Annotated in this window: 13 protein-coding genes; 4 read left to right on the plus strand and 9 right to left on the minus strand. The window is 66.5% G+C overall.

Annotation, left to right across the window (positions count from 1 at the left end):
• The first annotated feature begins 156 nt into the window (after positions 1–156).
• Positions 157–447 (plus strand): hypothetical protein, encoded by a 291-nt coding sequence (locus tag B9C43_RS39690; protein ID WP_143446917.1) that lies wholly within the window; start codon positions 157–159, stop codon positions 445–447.
• Positions 448–606: 159 nt separating this feature from the next.
• Entirely contained in the window at positions 607–1476 is an 870-nt protein-coding gene (locus tag B9C43_RS39695; protein WP_084432509.1) for a nuclease, read from the plus strand.
• On the opposite strand, the gene B9C43_RS39700 is transcribed toward B9C43_RS39695, so the two are convergent.
• From B9C43_RS39700 to B9C43_RS39720, 5 genes are all read right to left on the minus strand, one after another.
• Complete coding sequence (locus B9C43_RS39700) at positions 1457–2371, minus strand: aminoglycoside phosphotransferase family protein (protein WP_235039116.1); 915 nt, start codon at positions 2369–2371, stop codon at positions 1457–1459. The two genes, B9C43_RS39695 and B9C43_RS39700, sit on opposite strands and share 20 nt — an antisense overlap.
• Positions 2372–2484: 113 nt before the next feature.
• Complete coding sequence (locus B9C43_RS39705) at positions 2485–4143, minus strand: fumarate hydratase (protein WP_084432515.1); 1659 nt, start codon at positions 4141–4143, stop codon at positions 2485–2487.
• A gap of 363 nt (positions 4144–4506) precedes the next feature.
• Complete coding sequence (locus tag B9C43_RS39710) at positions 4507–5484, minus strand: sigma-70 family RNA polymerase sigma factor (protein ID WP_033391401.1); 978 nt, start codon at positions 5482–5484, stop codon at positions 4507–4509.
• A gap of 232 nt (positions 5485–5716) precedes the next feature.
• On the minus strand, positions 5717–6139 hold the full coding sequence (dtd, locus tag B9C43_RS39715) for a D-aminoacyl-tRNA deacylase (RefSeq protein ID WP_033391400.1): 423 nt from the start codon (positions 6137–6139) through the stop codon (positions 5717–5719).
• On the minus strand, positions 6136–7611 hold the full coding sequence (locus B9C43_RS39720) for a DUF7782 domain-containing protein (protein WP_143446918.1): 1476 nt from the start codon (positions 7609–7611) through the stop codon (positions 6136–6138). Before B9C43_RS39720 ends, dtd begins: the two co-directional genes overlap by 4 nt.
• Before the next feature lie 56 nt (positions 7612–7667).
• Here B9C43_RS39720 and B9C43_RS39725 point away from each other — a divergent pair, with 56 nt between their 5' ends.
• The gene (locus B9C43_RS39725) at positions 7668–8039 is read left to right on the plus strand and encodes a DUF3099 domain-containing protein (RefSeq protein ID WP_084432789.1); all 372 of its coding nucleotides are present in this window, start codon (positions 7668–7670) and stop codon (positions 8037–8039) included.
• On the opposite strand, the gene B9C43_RS39730 is transcribed toward B9C43_RS39725, so the two are convergent.
• From B9C43_RS39730 to B9C43_RS39740, 3 genes are all read right to left on the minus strand, one after another.
• The gene (locus tag B9C43_RS39730) at positions 8036–8890 is read right to left on the minus strand and encodes a carbohydrate kinase family protein (protein ID WP_084432521.1); all 855 of its coding nucleotides are present in this window, start codon (positions 8888–8890) and stop codon (positions 8036–8038) included. The two genes, B9C43_RS39725 and B9C43_RS39730, sit on opposite strands and share 4 nt — an antisense overlap.
• Complete coding sequence (locus B9C43_RS39735; RefSeq protein ID WP_084432525.1) at positions 8890–9810, minus strand: pseudouridine-5'-phosphate glycosidase; 921 nt, start codon at positions 9808–9810, stop codon at positions 8890–8892. The genes B9C43_RS39730 and B9C43_RS39735 overlap by 1 nt, the downstream gene beginning before the upstream one ends.
• Before the next feature lie 95 nt (positions 9811–9905).
• Positions 9906–10715: a sporulation protein gene (locus B9C43_RS39740; RefSeq protein WP_033391396.1), complete on the minus strand. Its 810-nt coding sequence runs from the start codon at positions 10713–10715 to the stop codon at positions 9906–9908.
• Between the two features lie 117 nt (positions 10716–10832).
• On the opposite strand from B9C43_RS39740, the gene B9C43_RS39745 reads away from it, so the two are divergent.
• Complete coding sequence (locus tag B9C43_RS39745) at positions 10833–11006, plus strand: DUF3039 domain-containing protein (RefSeq protein ID WP_380144756.1); 174 nt, start codon at positions 10833–10835, stop codon at positions 11004–11006.
• A 60-nt stretch (positions 11007–11066) separates the two neighbouring features.
• On the opposite strand, the gene B9C43_RS39750 is transcribed toward B9C43_RS39745, so the two are convergent.
• The gene (locus tag B9C43_RS39750) at positions 11067–14159 is read right to left on the minus strand and encodes an efflux RND transporter permease subunit (RefSeq protein ID WP_084432531.1); all 3093 of its coding nucleotides are present in this window, start codon (positions 14157–14159) and stop codon (positions 11067–11069) included.
• Between the last annotated feature and the right edge of the window lie 105 nt (positions 14160–14264).

Genomic DNA, 14264 nt, shown 5'->3' on the forward strand with positions numbered 1-14264 from the left:
CTAGCGACAGTCGGAGCCAGTGTGCTGCTTGCGCTGAGTGCCGCGTGCGGTGCTCAGACCCAGACTGGCTCCGCTCCACCACCGTCAGCTTCAGACCTGCCGAGCGAGTCCACGTCACCGTCTGAGCCGGAACTGCCTGGTGAGGGTGCCAAACTGGTGACCAAGGTCGATGCGGCCAAACTCCCCGAGGGCTACCCGAGAAAAGTGTGGACCGAGGGTGACGGCAGCAGACTGGGCGTCACCGCCCAGGAAGGCGGCTGCAGCAGAGCCAGCGTCGAGATCGGTGAGCAGAGCACGGACAAAGTCGTGCTGACGCTCGTCGAGACCTCGCCGGCGACCGAGCAGATGTGCACGATGGACATTCGCTATCCGGTGTTCACCGTGAACCTGAACGCACCGCTGGCCGAACGCCCGGTGATCCTGGACTACCAGCAACGCAAGGTCTGACTTCCATCCGATAGATGCCCAGGGCCGGTATGCCCCACCGGCCCTGGGCATTCCCTTTTGGGCAGTGTTCACTACTGCATTTGGGTGAGTGCCATAACTGTTTTCCCAGTTCGGCGATACGTGGGCATAGGGGAGTATCAGCCGAGGGAGAGCGTCACCATGGCCATGTTGGTGATTGAAGGTACTTTCCGGATCGTCGGGGCACGGCCGGACGGCGACTCCGTCCGGTTCTATCCGAACAACCTCGACGACTGGAACAAAGTCGAAGGCGGGCGCAAGGTTCGCCGCAACAAGAGCGGCGGTGCCCAGTTACGGCTGGACGGCATCGACGCGTTGGAAACCCACTTCCGCACCGAGGACGGCGAAACCCACCAGCCGCCGCGGTTCGCGGACGCGGCTTCGGCCGAACTGCTGGATTTCCTCGGGTTCACCGATGTCGTGCGTCGCGAGAAGGACGGCACGGTCACGGCGTCTGAACCGTTGCAGGCGCCCGGTTACATCTTCACGCGGACCGCGGACATCTACGGTCGTTGTGTCGCGTTCGCGGGCAAGGGCGAGGCGCCGGGCAAGAGCGGCACGAAGATCCACGTTGACGTGCCGATGATCCAGCGGACCGTGAACTACCACCAGCTCGCGCACGGCCTGGCGTATCCGACCTTCTACCTCAAGCTGTTCCCGGACCTGCGGGCGTCGATGGCGGAGGCCGCCACGGCTGCTCGTGCCGGGCATTTGGGCTTGTGGCCCAAGGACGTCACGCAGACCGGCGGCCGGATCGCCGAGCCGCGGTCGCTGGCCGAGGACTTGGTCATCATGCCGAAGTTGTTCCGGCGCCTGGCGGACTACCTGGCGTTGAACGACGGCGACCTGTCGCTCGGCGGGTTCCTCGACTTCCTCGACCAGAAGGACGACCGGCTGTTCATCCTGTCGACCGGGCACTGGACGAGCTTCGACACGATCGTCGAAGTGATCGACGACGACACCGTCCGGCTGACGGTGCCGCCGGAGGACATCATTTTCGAGGAGAAGTAACGGCTTGCGCGATCGCGACCTGCATCGGCTGCAGGACGTGCTCGCCGTCATCGATGTCCCACAAGGAGTTCTGCAGCGCGCGGCCGGCTGTCCAGATGGCCGCGCGCTCGCGGTCGAGCTCGAGTGCCTCGGTCATCAGGTCGAAGCGCCTGAGCACGGCCTTGGTGACGTCACCGGTGGCCACGATCTCGTCCCACCGGTTGTCCAGCACGGGCATGATGTCGAAGCCGGGGTCGCCGACGAGCGGCTTCGGGTCGATCGCCAGCCACGGCTCACGGTCGGCGGCTAGCACGTTGTCGTAGTGCAGGTCCCAGTGCAGCAGCCGGTCGCCGGGTTCGTCGAGGACTTCTTCCACTGCGGCTGCCCAGTTCTTGAGCATCCGCTGTTCGTCCGGATCGGACAGTTCCGGGATGGCCTCGGGCGTGTTCGCGACCATTTTGGCCGCGATGTCCTTGAGGTGCCGGATGTTCTCCGGTCCCGGGACGCTGACCAGCCGGGCCAGGATCCCGGCGATGATCTCGGTCGCCGCGAAGTCGTCCGGCATCGCCGACAGTGGACGGTGCTCGTCGAGGCGTTCGAGCAGCATCGCGCCGGTGTCCTGGTCGTGGTCGAGCAGCCGGACAATGCCGTCGCCGTCCCAGATCCGCAGCCCGACCGGCTCGCCTTCGTGTTCCCAGTCCACCGGCTGCAGCTTCAAAGCCGCCTTCTCCCCGTCCTTTTCGACGGGAAGAACGAGGGAAGCCATGCCGTGCATGGGTTTGCCGTCGAGCTTGAGCTGCCACTGCTCCAACATCCGCTCAGCCAGTCCCGGCAGCCCAGCCAGCCACTCCTCGGGAAAATTGTCTCGAAGGGACTCGGCCAACGCCTCCGGCACCCGGATCACCCGCGTGTCCACCTTTCCGACACCATGAAACGCACATTCCGGCACCATGTTTTCGCACTCGCCGCTCGCGCGCGAGGGAATTTCATGGTGCCGGAATGGTGGACACGGCGTGCTTGGCGGGCTGGTTACTTCCGGAAGCTGATCTGCAGGGTAGGTGCCGAGGTCTCGGCGAAGAAGTCGTTGCCCTTGTCGTCGACCACGATGAACGCGGGGAAGTCCTCGACCTCGATCTTCCACACCGCTTCCATGCCGAGCTCCGGGTACTCCAGCACGTCCACCTTGCGGATGCAGTCCTTGGCCAGGCGGGCGGCCGGGCCACCGATCGAACCGAGGTAGAAGCCACCGTGCGACTGGCACGCGTCGGTCACCTGCCGGGACCGGTTTCCCTTTGCCAGCATGACAAGCGAGCCACCGGCTGCCTGGAACTGCTCCACATAGGAGTCCATCCGGCCCGCCGTGGTCGGCCCGAACGAGCCGGACGCGTAACCCTCCGGGGTCTTGGCCGGACCGGCGTAGTACACCGGGTGGTCCTTCATGTACTGCGGCATCGGCTCGCCCGCGTCGAGGCGCTCCTTGATCTTCGCGTGCGCGATGTCGCGGGCGACCACGAGCGGGCCGGTCAGCGAAAGCCTTGTCTTCACGGGAAGTTTGGACAACGTCTCGCGGATCTCGGCCATCGGGCGGGTCAGGTCGATCTGCACGACCTCTTCGGACAGATCCTCGCCGTGGATCTCCGGCAGGAACTGCGCGGGGTCACGCTCAAGCTGTTCGATGAACACTCCGTCGGGCGTGATCTTCGCCTTCGCCTGACGGTCCGCGGAGCAGGAGACCGCGATGCCGACCGGGCAGGACGCGCCGTGCCGGGGGAGCCGGATCACGCGCACGTCGTGGCAGAAGTACTTGCCGCCGAACTGCGCGCCGATCCCGAACTGCCGGGTCATCTCCAGCACCTGCTGCTCGAGGTCGACGTCGCGGAACCCGTGTCCCAGCGCGGATCCCTCACGCGGCAGGTTGTCCAGATAACGCGCGGAGGCGAGCTTGGCGACCTTCAGGTTGTGCTCGGCGGACAGGCCGCCCACGACGATCGCGAGGTGGTACGGCGGGCACGCGGCCGTGCCGAGGCTGCGCAGCTTCTCGTCGAGGAACTTCGCCAGCCGGTTGGGGTTCAGGACGGCCTTGGTCTCCTGGTACAGGAAAGTCTTGTTCGCGCTGCCGCCGCCCTTGGCCATGAACAGGAAGTCGTAGCGCGGATCCGTGCCCGGCGCGTTGTAGAGCTCGACCTGTGCGGGCAAGTTCGTGCCAGTGTTGCGCTCGTCCCAGAACGTCACCGGTGACATCTGCGAGTAGCGCAGGTTCAGCTCCTGGTACGCCTCGAAAACACCGCGCGACAACGCTTCCTCGTCGATGCCGCCGGTCAGGACGCCTTCGGTGCGCTTGCCGATCACGATGGCGGTACCGGTGTCCTGACACATCGGCAGCACACCACCGGCGGAGATGCATGCGTTGCGCAGCAAGTCCATCGCGACGAACCGGTCGTTTCCGGACGCCTCGGGGTCGTCGACGATCGCGCGCAGCTGAGCCAGGTGTGACGACCGCAGCAGGTGCTGGATGTCCTTGATGGCCTCCTTGGCCAGCAGGGTCAGCACATCGGGGTGGACTTCGAGGAACTTGCGGCCCGCGGCTTCGACCACTCGGACACCCTCCGAGGACACCAGCCGGTACTCGGTCGTGGTGTCGGGGGCGAGCGGGAGCACGTCGGTGTACTGGAACGAGGTGGTGGTCACGCGGGCTCCTTTGCGCGCGGTCGGGAACTTCCCGTGACGTTACCGTTCGCGCGCAGACACACCGTGGCGACCTGGTGTTGTTTTCGATCACACGACTGTCCGGACCGCCCGTCACGGGCCGGCGGAATCGCACCCCTGTGATCCCGCCGGCCGTGACGTGCGGAGCTGGTCCCCAGATTCCCAGTGACTTTCCCCGGACATATCGGAAGGCCGCGCCAGCCCCCGACCGCCGCGACCTCCCGGGGAAAGCGATTACGCACGGTCAACCGACGAGCGCATCGCGTAGTCTATGTTTCGCCCGACTAAGTATCGTGACGTAACTCACTTCGCACTAGTGCCGTTCGGGTGACCTGCATCACTTCGTCAGCTCGCGTACGCCCGGAGCTTCTCCGCGCGCTCGCCCTGGCGAAGCTTCGACATGACCTCACGCTCGATCTGACGCACCCGCTCGCGGGACAACCCGAAGCGCTTGCCGATCTGGTCGAGGGTCCTGGGCTGGCCGTCATCGATGCCGTAACGAAGCCGGATCACGTGCTGCTCACGCTCATCCAGCGTCGCCAGTACGCGACGGAGGTCGTCCTGCAGCAGGCCGGAGATGACCGCGCCCTCGGCGTCGGTCGCCTCGGAGTCCTCGATGAAGTCACCGAGCGGCGCGTCTTCCTCGGCTCCGACCGGCATGTCCAGGCTGACCGGGTCACGGGAGTGGTCAAGCAGGTCGGCGACCTTGCTGACGCTCAGGCCCGACTCCTTGGCCAGCTCCTCGTGCGTGGCCTCGCGGCCGAGTTGCTGGTGCAGGTCGCGCTTGATCCTCGCCAGCTTGTTCACCTGCTCGACCAGGTGGACTGGCAGCCGGATGGTGCGACCCTGGTCGGCCATGCCCCTCGTGATGGCCTGCCGGATCCACCACGTGGCGTACGTGGAGAACTTGAACCCCTTGGTGTAGTCGAACTTCTCGACCGCGCGGATCAGACCCAGGTTGCCTTCCTGGATCAGGTCGAGCAGCGGCATGCCGCGCCCGGTGTAGCGCTTGGCCAGCGAGACGACCAGCCGCAGGTTCGCTTCGAGCAGGTGGTTCTTGGCCACGTGCCCGTCGCGGATCAGCGACTTGAGGTCCATCCTGCGCTGGGCAGGCAGCTGCGGGTTGGTCTCCAGCATGTGCTGGGCGAACACCCCGGCTTCGATCCGCTTGGCCAGGTCGACCTCTTGGGCGGCGGTCAGCAGTGCGGTCTTGCCGATCCCGTTGAGGTACACGCGAACCAAGTCGGCCGCTGGTCCCTGCGCGTCGAGGTCCAGTTCGGCGGCTTCAGGAACATCGCGGTCAAGAGTCTGCGGGACGGTCATCGGACTCCCTCCCCCTGTCTCGGGCTGGCGGTGGCTCGTGTCACGACCTACGAACCACGGTCCGTCTGGGACCTTGCTGCCCGTTGGTTGGACACTAGAGAAAACGTGAGCGGATCGAGATTCGTTCCCGCTTTCTCAAACTGGATGACGTCGGTACCGGCCAACCGGTTGCGCCGCAGAGCCTGAGATATTCCTGAGAGAAGCCCACTGTCCACAGTGGCTGAGAAAATCCTTAGATTTCGACGAGGACGGTGAACGGACCGTCGTTCACGCTCGTTACTTCCATCATGGCCCCGAATTCGCCCGTTTCTACATGAGCTCCCCGATTGCGCAGCTCGTCGACGACTGCTCCGACAAGGGGTTCCGCCTGCTCGGGGCGTGCGGCGCTGATCCACGACGGGCGCCGACCCTTACGGGTTTCCCCGTAGAGGGTGAACTGGCTGACCACCAACAGTGGCGCGCCGGATGTGGCACATGACTCTTCGTCCCGCAAAATGCGAAGCTCATACAGTTTTCGGGCCATGATGGCTGCCTTTTCGGGCGTGTCGTCCGTATGCACGCCCAGCAATACCAACAGGCCCGCTTTGATCGACCCGACGATCCGACTGTCCACAGTCACACTGGCGCTCTTCACGCGCGCCGCGACGGCTCTCATGCCGGCACCAGCATCCCGTGCCGGACAAGCTCGTCCACCAACGGAAGCGCGGCCACGACGAGTGCGTCGGTGGGCACGCCGTGTGCCGCCGCGAGCAGCTCCAGCAAGTCTCCCAACGGCAACAGACCGCGACAACCCGCGAGCAGTGCGCGCACGAGCTCGTCGATTTCGTGTTGCCACCCGGGCCCGTCGGTGCGGTGCAGGCGGCGGACGACGGCCTCCCACCCTTCGTCGCCGGGTGACGAAACCTCTTCGAGGACAACCGATTCGGCCACCTTCAAGTGCGCTCGAAGCAGAGCGTCAGGTGACGAATGCGCTCGCAGCCAGTCGATCCGGTCCAACCAGCCCGCGGCTTCCTGGCCGAGCGGGTCGTCGAACGCGTGCCGCAGGTCCTCGCACACGATCCGTGGCTCGCCGTCGGTCCGTCGCAGTGTCACGAAACCGAAGCCCACTCCGGCGACCTTGTTCTCCGCGAACCAGTCCAGCCACTTCGACGCGCGCGCCGAGCCTTCCGCCGACCGCGGGTCGATGCCCGCGTCCCGTAGCCACGTGCCCACGTAGAGGTCCGGATCGGCGACGTCTCGTTGCACGAACCACGCGTCCACACCGCCGGGCAGCCACGAGCTGACTCGCTCCTGCCAGTCCCGGCCGGGCAGATGCAGCCAGGACGCCAGCAACTGGCCGACGCCGCCCCGCGTGAGGTATTCGGGCAGTGCCGCGATCACGAGCGCGCTCGCGTCGTCACCGGCGAGCCCGGAGTCGCGGTACGTGTAGTCGACCCGGGACGGCCCGACCACGAATGGTGGATTGCACACCACTTGGTCGAAGCGGCGGCCGGTCAACGGTTCGAACCATTTGCCTTGCCGCGTCTCGACGTCCAGTCCGTTGATCCGGAATGTCGCGTTTGCGAGCATCAACGCGCGGGCCGACAAATCAGTCGCCGTAATGCTTCGGGCGTGCCTGCTGGCGTGCAATGCCTGTACGCCACAACCGGTCCCCAGGTCGAGCACTGTTCCAACCGGACGGCGGATGGTCGCCCGGGCGAGGCTCAACGACGCGTGCCCGACACCCAGCACGTGGTCGACCGGTACCTCGGAGCCGAGCTGGTCGGAATCCAGGTCCGCGAACACCCACCACGAACCTTGGTCATCGCCGTACGGGCGTACGTCCAGCCCGGCGCGTACTCGGTCGTCACTGACCCGCACGAGACCGTTCGCGACCGACTCCGGCCACGGCAGGACGGCCTTGACCTCCTGCTCGGGCAGTTCGTCACCGAGCAGGAAAAGCCTGACGAGCGTGCCCAGCTCGGCGCCGTCCTTGGTCGCGCGGCGGGCGGGCTCCGGCTCGCCGCGACCCAGCGCGGCGTGCGCGGACTCGCCGATCAGGCGCAGTACTCCATCAGCGTCGTAGCCGGCGCGCTCGAAGGCGTTCCGCAGAGCGGAACAGAACTCTGGGGAAAGATCATCGGCCACAGGCGGAATAATTTCACGGCGGGGGCATGCTGTCGCTTCGGGCCTTCAGTGGCAGGATGAGAGGTGGAGGTGGTGCCGTGAAGAGCACAGGGAACAACCCCGATGAGCGCGGCGACACCCCGGTTCTGATCACCGAGGCCGCGCCGTCGTTCGACGAACAACACGCCGCACGGAAACGCAAGTACATCACCATGATGGCCCTGCGCCTGCCGTGTCTGTTCCTGGCGTTGATATTCGCGCAGATCTCGTGGTGGCTGGCGCTTGGGTTCCTGCTGTTGTCGATCCCGCTGCCGTGGGCGGCCGTGCTGATCGCCAACGACCGGCCGCCGCGCAAGGCGCAGCGGTTCAAGCGCTACAAGCGCGAACAGGGTGTGCCGAGCGCCGAGGTGCTCGAGCGCTCGAACAACCACCAGGTCATCGAGGGTTAAGTCAGCGGGATCGCGCCGATCCCGGTGACCACTTTCGTGGCCGCGCTGACCCCTGCCCGCAAGGCCACTTCGGGCGTCTCATCGGCCAGCCACGCCGCCAGGAAACCAGCGTTGAAGGCGTCGCCGGCGCCCGTGGAATCCATACAGGACACTGATTCGGCCGGGACGCGGATCGTCCCGGAGCGGTCGGTCCAGCTGACGTCGCCGGCTCCGGCGGTGGCCGCGACGGCGGTGACGTAGTCCAGCAGGTGATGGCCCGCGGACAGCAGAGCGAGCTCCTCTTCGTTGGGCAGCAACAGATCGACGCCCTTGATCCAGTCCAGAAACGCCCCGGGATCAGGGATCAGCGCGGCCGACTGCGGGTCGACAGACGTGGTCAACCCGTTGTCGTGAGCGGCTTTCAACATCGCCAAGCCCGCGTCGCGAGATGCCGGATCCAGCAGGACGTAGCCCGACAAATGCAGGTGCCGCGCGGTTTTCAGCAGCTCCGGCCGCAGGTCGTCGGCCTGCAGCCACGCGCCGGCACCGTGGTCCGGCAGCATCGTGCGCTGCCCGCTCTGGTCGACCATGATCACGACACAGCACGTCGCGGCGTTCGGATCGATCGCGAGTTCACACCGCACACCGGCGGCCGCGAGGTTGCTGAGCACCTGACGGCCGGCCAGGTCGTCGCCAATGCGCCCCACCAGCACGACGTCCGCGCCCTCATTGGCCAGCCACGTCGCGGTGTTCGCGCCCGCGCCGCCCATCGTGACCCGCACCTGGGCCGAGGTGTCGCCGCCGTAGACAACCTCGCTACTCGGCAACACCATCACGTCGAGGCCGGCGTCCCCGACCACGAGGACTGTCATCAGCGTTCCGCCAGGTCGGCGGCGATCTGCGCGGCGAGCGTGACGTTGGCCACGACCAGGGCCTCGTTGGCGTCAAGGCTCACACCACTGCTGGCGGTGTGGAAGTGCTCAAGCAGGACCGGGGTGACGTCACGGCCCTGGACGCCCCGCTCGTCGAGCAGCTTGACCCCGTCGGCCAGCAGCTGGTCGTGCAGCTCACGGTCCATCTCGTACTCCGGCGGAATCGGGTTCGCCAGCAGAATGCCCGCCTGACCCGGCACCTGCCAGTGCGCGTGCACGACGTCGGCGGCCTGCTTGGGCGTGTCCACCCGCCAGGACAGTGCGTACGCGGATTCCCGCAGGTAGAAGCCGGGGAAGTGGTCGGTCTGATAGCCGATGACCGGAACCGAGCGGGTCTCCAGCAGCTCAAGCGTTGCCTCGATGTCGAGCACGGACTTCACCCCGGACGACACGACCAGAACCGGAGTCTCAGCAAGAGCGTCGAGGTCAGCCGACACGTCCCAGGAGCTGTGCTTCCCCGGAAGCGGAAGGTGAACGCCACCGAGCCCGCCGGTGCCGAACACACCGATGCCCGCCGCGTGCGCGATGGCAGCCGTGCTCGCGACGGTGGTGGCGCCGTCCTGATTCATGGCGATCGCCGGGCCGAGATCCCGCTTCGAGAGCTTGACCAAGCCGGAATCGGCCGCGCAGAGCCGGTCGAGCTGCCGCTCGTCCAGCCCGACCCGGATCTTGCCGTCGAGAACCGCGATCGTCGCCGGCACCGCGCCAGCCTCCCGCACGACGGCTTCGAGCCGCTCGGCCACCTTGCGGTTGCGGCCAGACGGCAAACCGTGGGAGAGGATCGTGCTTTCCAGGGCGACAACACCCCGGCCCGCCGCGAGCGCGGCGCGTACTTCGTCAGCGATGGCGATGATGGTCACGGGACGCCATTCTTTACGGGCGACCGGGCAGCGGTCCACTTGCGTCCCGCCCGATGGGCAGCGAGGACTGCCCGAAGATTCATCTCACGGGACCCTCAGTCGAAGATGGCGCGTGGCCTGGCGACTTCGCGGAGCCAGCCCTCGATCTGCTGTTCCCAGTTCGTCGCGCCGACCCTGGCGTAGTCCACGGGAAAAGCGCCCATGAACGGGCGAGCCTGTGGTCCGAGCCCGCTGCCCTTGCCGACCCGGACCTTCTTCTGCACGTCCAGCACGACCTGCATGCCCGACGAACCCGCCAGGAAAGTCACCGCGACCTCGAGGAATGCCTGCGCGAAAGCCGGGCTCGGGGCGAAGCGGATCTCCTGGTAGAACGGCAACTGCTGGTCGAGCCCGGTGATCTTGTTCTTCTCCAGCGCACCCGCCCGGAACTGGAAGCCGAGCCGGGCGAACGCGTCGAGGATCCGGTGCTGTGCGGGCAGCGGTTCGATCGCCACCGCGTCGATGTCCTGCGGGTCGGCCATGGATCCGCCCAGGTCAAGCGCGGTTTGCAGGCCGATCGCCATGCCCGTTAGGTGCTTGCCGAGCACCGTCGTGATCGGCGTTTCCCACGGCAGGTGCACCTCGAACGGCACGGTCAGTGTCTGCCCTGCTCGCACGACCGCGTTGCTGGCCAGGTTGATGTTCTGGAACGGCATGTCCACCAACGACACGTCACCGCGTGCGTCGGCCTGCTCGACCCTGGCGAGCAAGGTCACGCCGAGACCCTGCACTTCTTGATCGACCTGGCCGCCGACCAGCATCACCTGGCCGCGCAGCGGCCCGCCCGGCCGGACGCTGTGGTCGATCAGCTGTGCGTCGACCTTGGCACCGCCCTGCCCGAAACTCGCCAGCACCTTGGAGAACATGCGCGCATCTAACCAGGATCGGCCCGGGTTTGATGCAGAATTGGTCTCGTGAGTACCTCCACCCAGACGCTGCCTGACGTCGACACCAAGGATTCGACTGGTGACGACACCCCGAAGATGTTCCACTACGTGCAGAAGAACAAGATCGCCGAGAGTGCCGTGATGGGCACCATGGTGGTCGCTCTGTGCGGCGAGGTGTTCCCGGTGACCCGCTCACCGAAGCCGGGCTCGCCGGTCTGCCCCGAGTGCAAGCGCATCTTCGACTCGCTGGACCCAGGCAAGCAGTCCTAAGTCTTCGCACGCGAAAGGGCACCTTCACGAGGAGTCGTGAAGGTGCCCTCTCCTGCGTTTCTAGTCCACGCCTGCCGGGATCCGCTCCGCGGGAGCCGGATTGCGCCTGGCCTGGCGCCGGTTGCGTGACCGCTCTTTGACCCGCTCGACCATCGTGTAGAGCGTCGGCACGAGCACCAGCGTCAGCAGCGTCGAGCTGACCAGGCCGCCGATCACGACCAGCGCGAGCGGCTTACCGATGAACGCGCCCTCGCCGGTCACGCCGAGTGCCATCGGCGCCAAGGCGAAGATCGTCGCCGCCGCGGTCATCAGGATCGGCCGCAGCCTGCGCCTGCCGCCCTCGACCACCGCCTCCTGGATGCCCATTCCTTGCCTGCGGTACTGGTTGACCAGGTCGATCAGCACGATCGCGTTGGTCACCACGATGCCGACGAGCATCAGCAACCCGATCATCGCGGGCAGGCCGAGCGCGGTGTCGGTGATCAGCAGCAGGCCGAACGCGCCGGTCGCCGCGAACGGGATGGACACCAGCAGGATCAACGGCTGCACGAAGCTGCGGAACGTGGCCACCATGATCGAGAACACGATCACGATCGCCGCGAGCAACGCCAGCCCGAGGTCACCGAACGCCTCCTGCTGATCCGCGCTCACCCCACCGATCGCGTACGTCGCACCGCCGCCGAGCGTGAGGCCCTTCAACGCGGCGTCCAGCTCTCGGTTGACCGTCCCGAGGTCCTTGCCGACCGGCTTGGCCGTCACGCTCGCGCTGCGCTCGGAGTCACTGTGCTTGATCAGCACAGGGCCGTCGACGGTCTGCACATTCGCGATCCGTTCGAGCGGCACCACGCCGGTTGGCGTGACCAGCGGCAACGCCCTGATCGCGGCGACGTCCTTCGGCGGCGTGCCCGACCGCAGCACGATCTGCTGACGCTCACCCGCGATGGACACCTCCGCGACCGGGAACCCAGCGATCGCCTGGCTGGTCAGCTGCCCGACAGCGTCCGCGGTGAGGCCCGCGGCCGCGGCGGCGCGCTCGTCCACATCGATCTGCACCCGCGGCGCGCTCACCGCCAGATCGCTTGTCACTTCGGACAATCCGCTGACACCCGCGACCTTCTGGCGGACCTGTTCGGTCGCGGCGCGCAACGCCTCGTCGGTCGGTGCTGTGACATTCACCCTTACGTCGGTGCTGCCGAAACCGCTTGCCTCGGCACCGAACTTGACCTCACCGACGCCCGGACGACTGGCCAGCTCACCGCGGAGCTTCTCCTCCAAAGCCTTGGTGTCCGTGCCTTTGCGCACCGTCACCTGGAACTGGTTCTCCGACGACACCTGCCCGCCGAAGCCCGGCTCCGACCCGATCGTCACCTGGTACGCCTCGACCTCACTGGTCGACGCCAGCACGCTCTCGATCTTCTTCGCGGCTTCGTCACGGGTGCCGATGCTGCTGCCCGGAGCCAGTTTCTGGCTGACGTTGACGCTGGTGGAGCCGGAGCTGTCGAGGAAGTTCGTGTCCAATCTGGACAGCAGGCCGAACGTGCCACCCAGTATCACCACCGCGATCAGCAGGGTGGTCCACCTGAACCTGGTGGCGAACCTGATCACCGGGACGTAACCGCGCTGCAGCACGCTGCGCCGTTCCTTGGCCTCGGCCCGTTCGCGGATCGCGGTGACGTTCTCGCCTGCCTTGGGCGGCTTGAGGAACCAGTACGCCAGCACCGGCACGATCGTCAGTGACACGAGCAGGGAAGCCAGCAATGCCACCGTGATCGTGATAGCGAATGACGAGAACAGCTGTCCGGGCAACCCGCCGACGAACGCGATCGGCAAGAACACCGCGACCGTGGTCAGCGTGGACGCGGTCACCGCGCCGGCGACCTCCCGCACACCGTCCAATACCGCGCGTTGTTTGCCTTCGCCGTACGCCAGATGTCGTTTTATGTTCTCCAGCACCACAATCGAGTCGTCGACCACCCGGCCGACCGCGATCGTCAACGCGCCCAACGTCAACAGGTTCAGCGACAGATCGCCCGTCCACAACGCCAGCAGCGCCACGAGGACCGACAGCGGGATGGACACCGCCGTGACCAAAGTGGACCGTACGGACAGCAGGAACAGCAGGATCACCAGGACCGCGAACCCGAGACCGAGCAAGCCCTCGGTGGTCAGCCCGTTGACCGCTTCTTCGATGTACGGCCCCTGGTCGAAGATCACGGTCAGCTCGGCGCCTGTCGTCTGCCGCAGGCTGTTCAGCTTGTCCTGCACTGCCTTCGAGATCTCGACCGCGTTGCCGTCGGTGGTCATCATGATCGCGATGCCGAGGCTGGGCTTGCCGTTGGTCCGCGTCACCGACGTCGTCGCCGCCAGTTGCGGCTCGACCGTCGCCACGTCCGCGAGCCGCACCGGCTGGCGTTGACCCGCCAAGTACATGTTCCGCAAGGCATCCACGGACTCGAGCTGCCCGCCGACCTGAACGGTGAGCGTCCGGTCGCCCTCCGTGAGCGCGCCTGCCGGAACGGGTTTGCCAACGGACTGCAACGCCGTGACCAACGCGTTCGGCTGCACACCCGCCACCGCGAGCTTGCCGTAATCCAGCGTGATCGTGACGGTTTCCTTGGCGGCGCCGGTGACGTTGACGTCGCGCACGCCCACGATCTTCTTCAGCTCCGGCACGGCTTCGGCGGCCAATTGGTCCGCGAGTTTCTGCTGATCCCCGGTCGTGCCTGCGGCCAGCACCATCGCGGGAAAGTCCGACGTGCTGCCCGCGTTCACAGTCGGCCGGACGTTCTGCGGCAGTTGCGTGCCCAGCCGGTTGATTGCCTGCTGCATACGGTCGACGGTGCGGTCCATGTCCGTGCCGAACTTGAACTGCGCCACGATCGACGCGACACCCTCGGCCGAGTCGGAACTGGTCTCCTCAAGCCCTTCGATGCCCTGCAGGCTGCCCTCGATCGGCTCGGTGACCTGTGCGGCGACCGAGTCCGGTGCGGCACCGGGATACGGCGCGACGATCACCGCGGTCGGCGGCTGGATCGACGGGAACAGCTGTTGTTTCAACGAAGGCACGGCGAACAGGCCGAACCCGATGATGGCGAGCGTGATCAGGGCGATCAGGCTTCGGTTGGCAAGGCTTAATCGCGCGAGCAACCACACTGCGGTCGTCCCCCTCCAGGAAATGAGAGGAGCCTGCGCCGGACGGGTTGCCCTCCCGCGCCGACGCAGGCTCCTGCAAACACATCGCCCGGTGCCCCTGGGGCG

The sequence above is a fragment of the Kibdelosporangium aridum genome (genome assembly GCF_900176515.1).
In the GTDB taxonomy this organism is placed as follows: domain Bacteria; phylum Actinomycetota; class Actinomycetes; order Mycobacteriales; family Pseudonocardiaceae; genus Kibdelosporangium; species Kibdelosporangium aridum.

Excerpts from the sequence above, each read along its gene's own strand:
- B9C43_RS39695 (WP_084432509.1), top strand. The coding sequence starts at position 607 with ATGGCCATGTTGGTGATTGAAGGTACTTTCCGGATCGTCGGGGCACGG.
- B9C43_RS39730 (WP_084432521.1), bottom strand. The coding sequence starts at position 8,890 with ATGACAGTCCTCGTGGTCGGGGACGCCGGCCTCGACGTGATGGTGTTG.
- B9C43_RS39725 (WP_084432789.1), top strand. The coding sequence starts at position 7,668 with ATGAGAGGTGGAGGTGGTGCCGTGAAGAGCACAGGGAACAACCCCGAT.
- B9C43_RS39710 (WP_033391401.1), bottom strand. The coding sequence starts at position 5,484 with ATGACCGTCCCGCAGACTCTTGACCGCGATGTTCCTGAAGCCGCCGAA.
- B9C43_RS39740 (WP_033391396.1), bottom strand. The coding sequence starts at position 10,715 with ATGTTCTCCAAGGTGCTGGCGAGTTTCGGGCAGGGCGGTGCCAAGGTC.
- dtd (WP_033391400.1), bottom strand. The coding sequence starts at position 6,139 with ATGAGAGCCGTCGCGGCGCGCGTGAAGAGCGCCAGTGTGACTGTGGAC.
- B9C43_RS39745 (WP_380144756.1), top strand. The coding sequence starts at position 10,833 with ATGTTCCACTACGTGCAGAAGAACAAGATCGCCGAGAGTGCCGTGATG.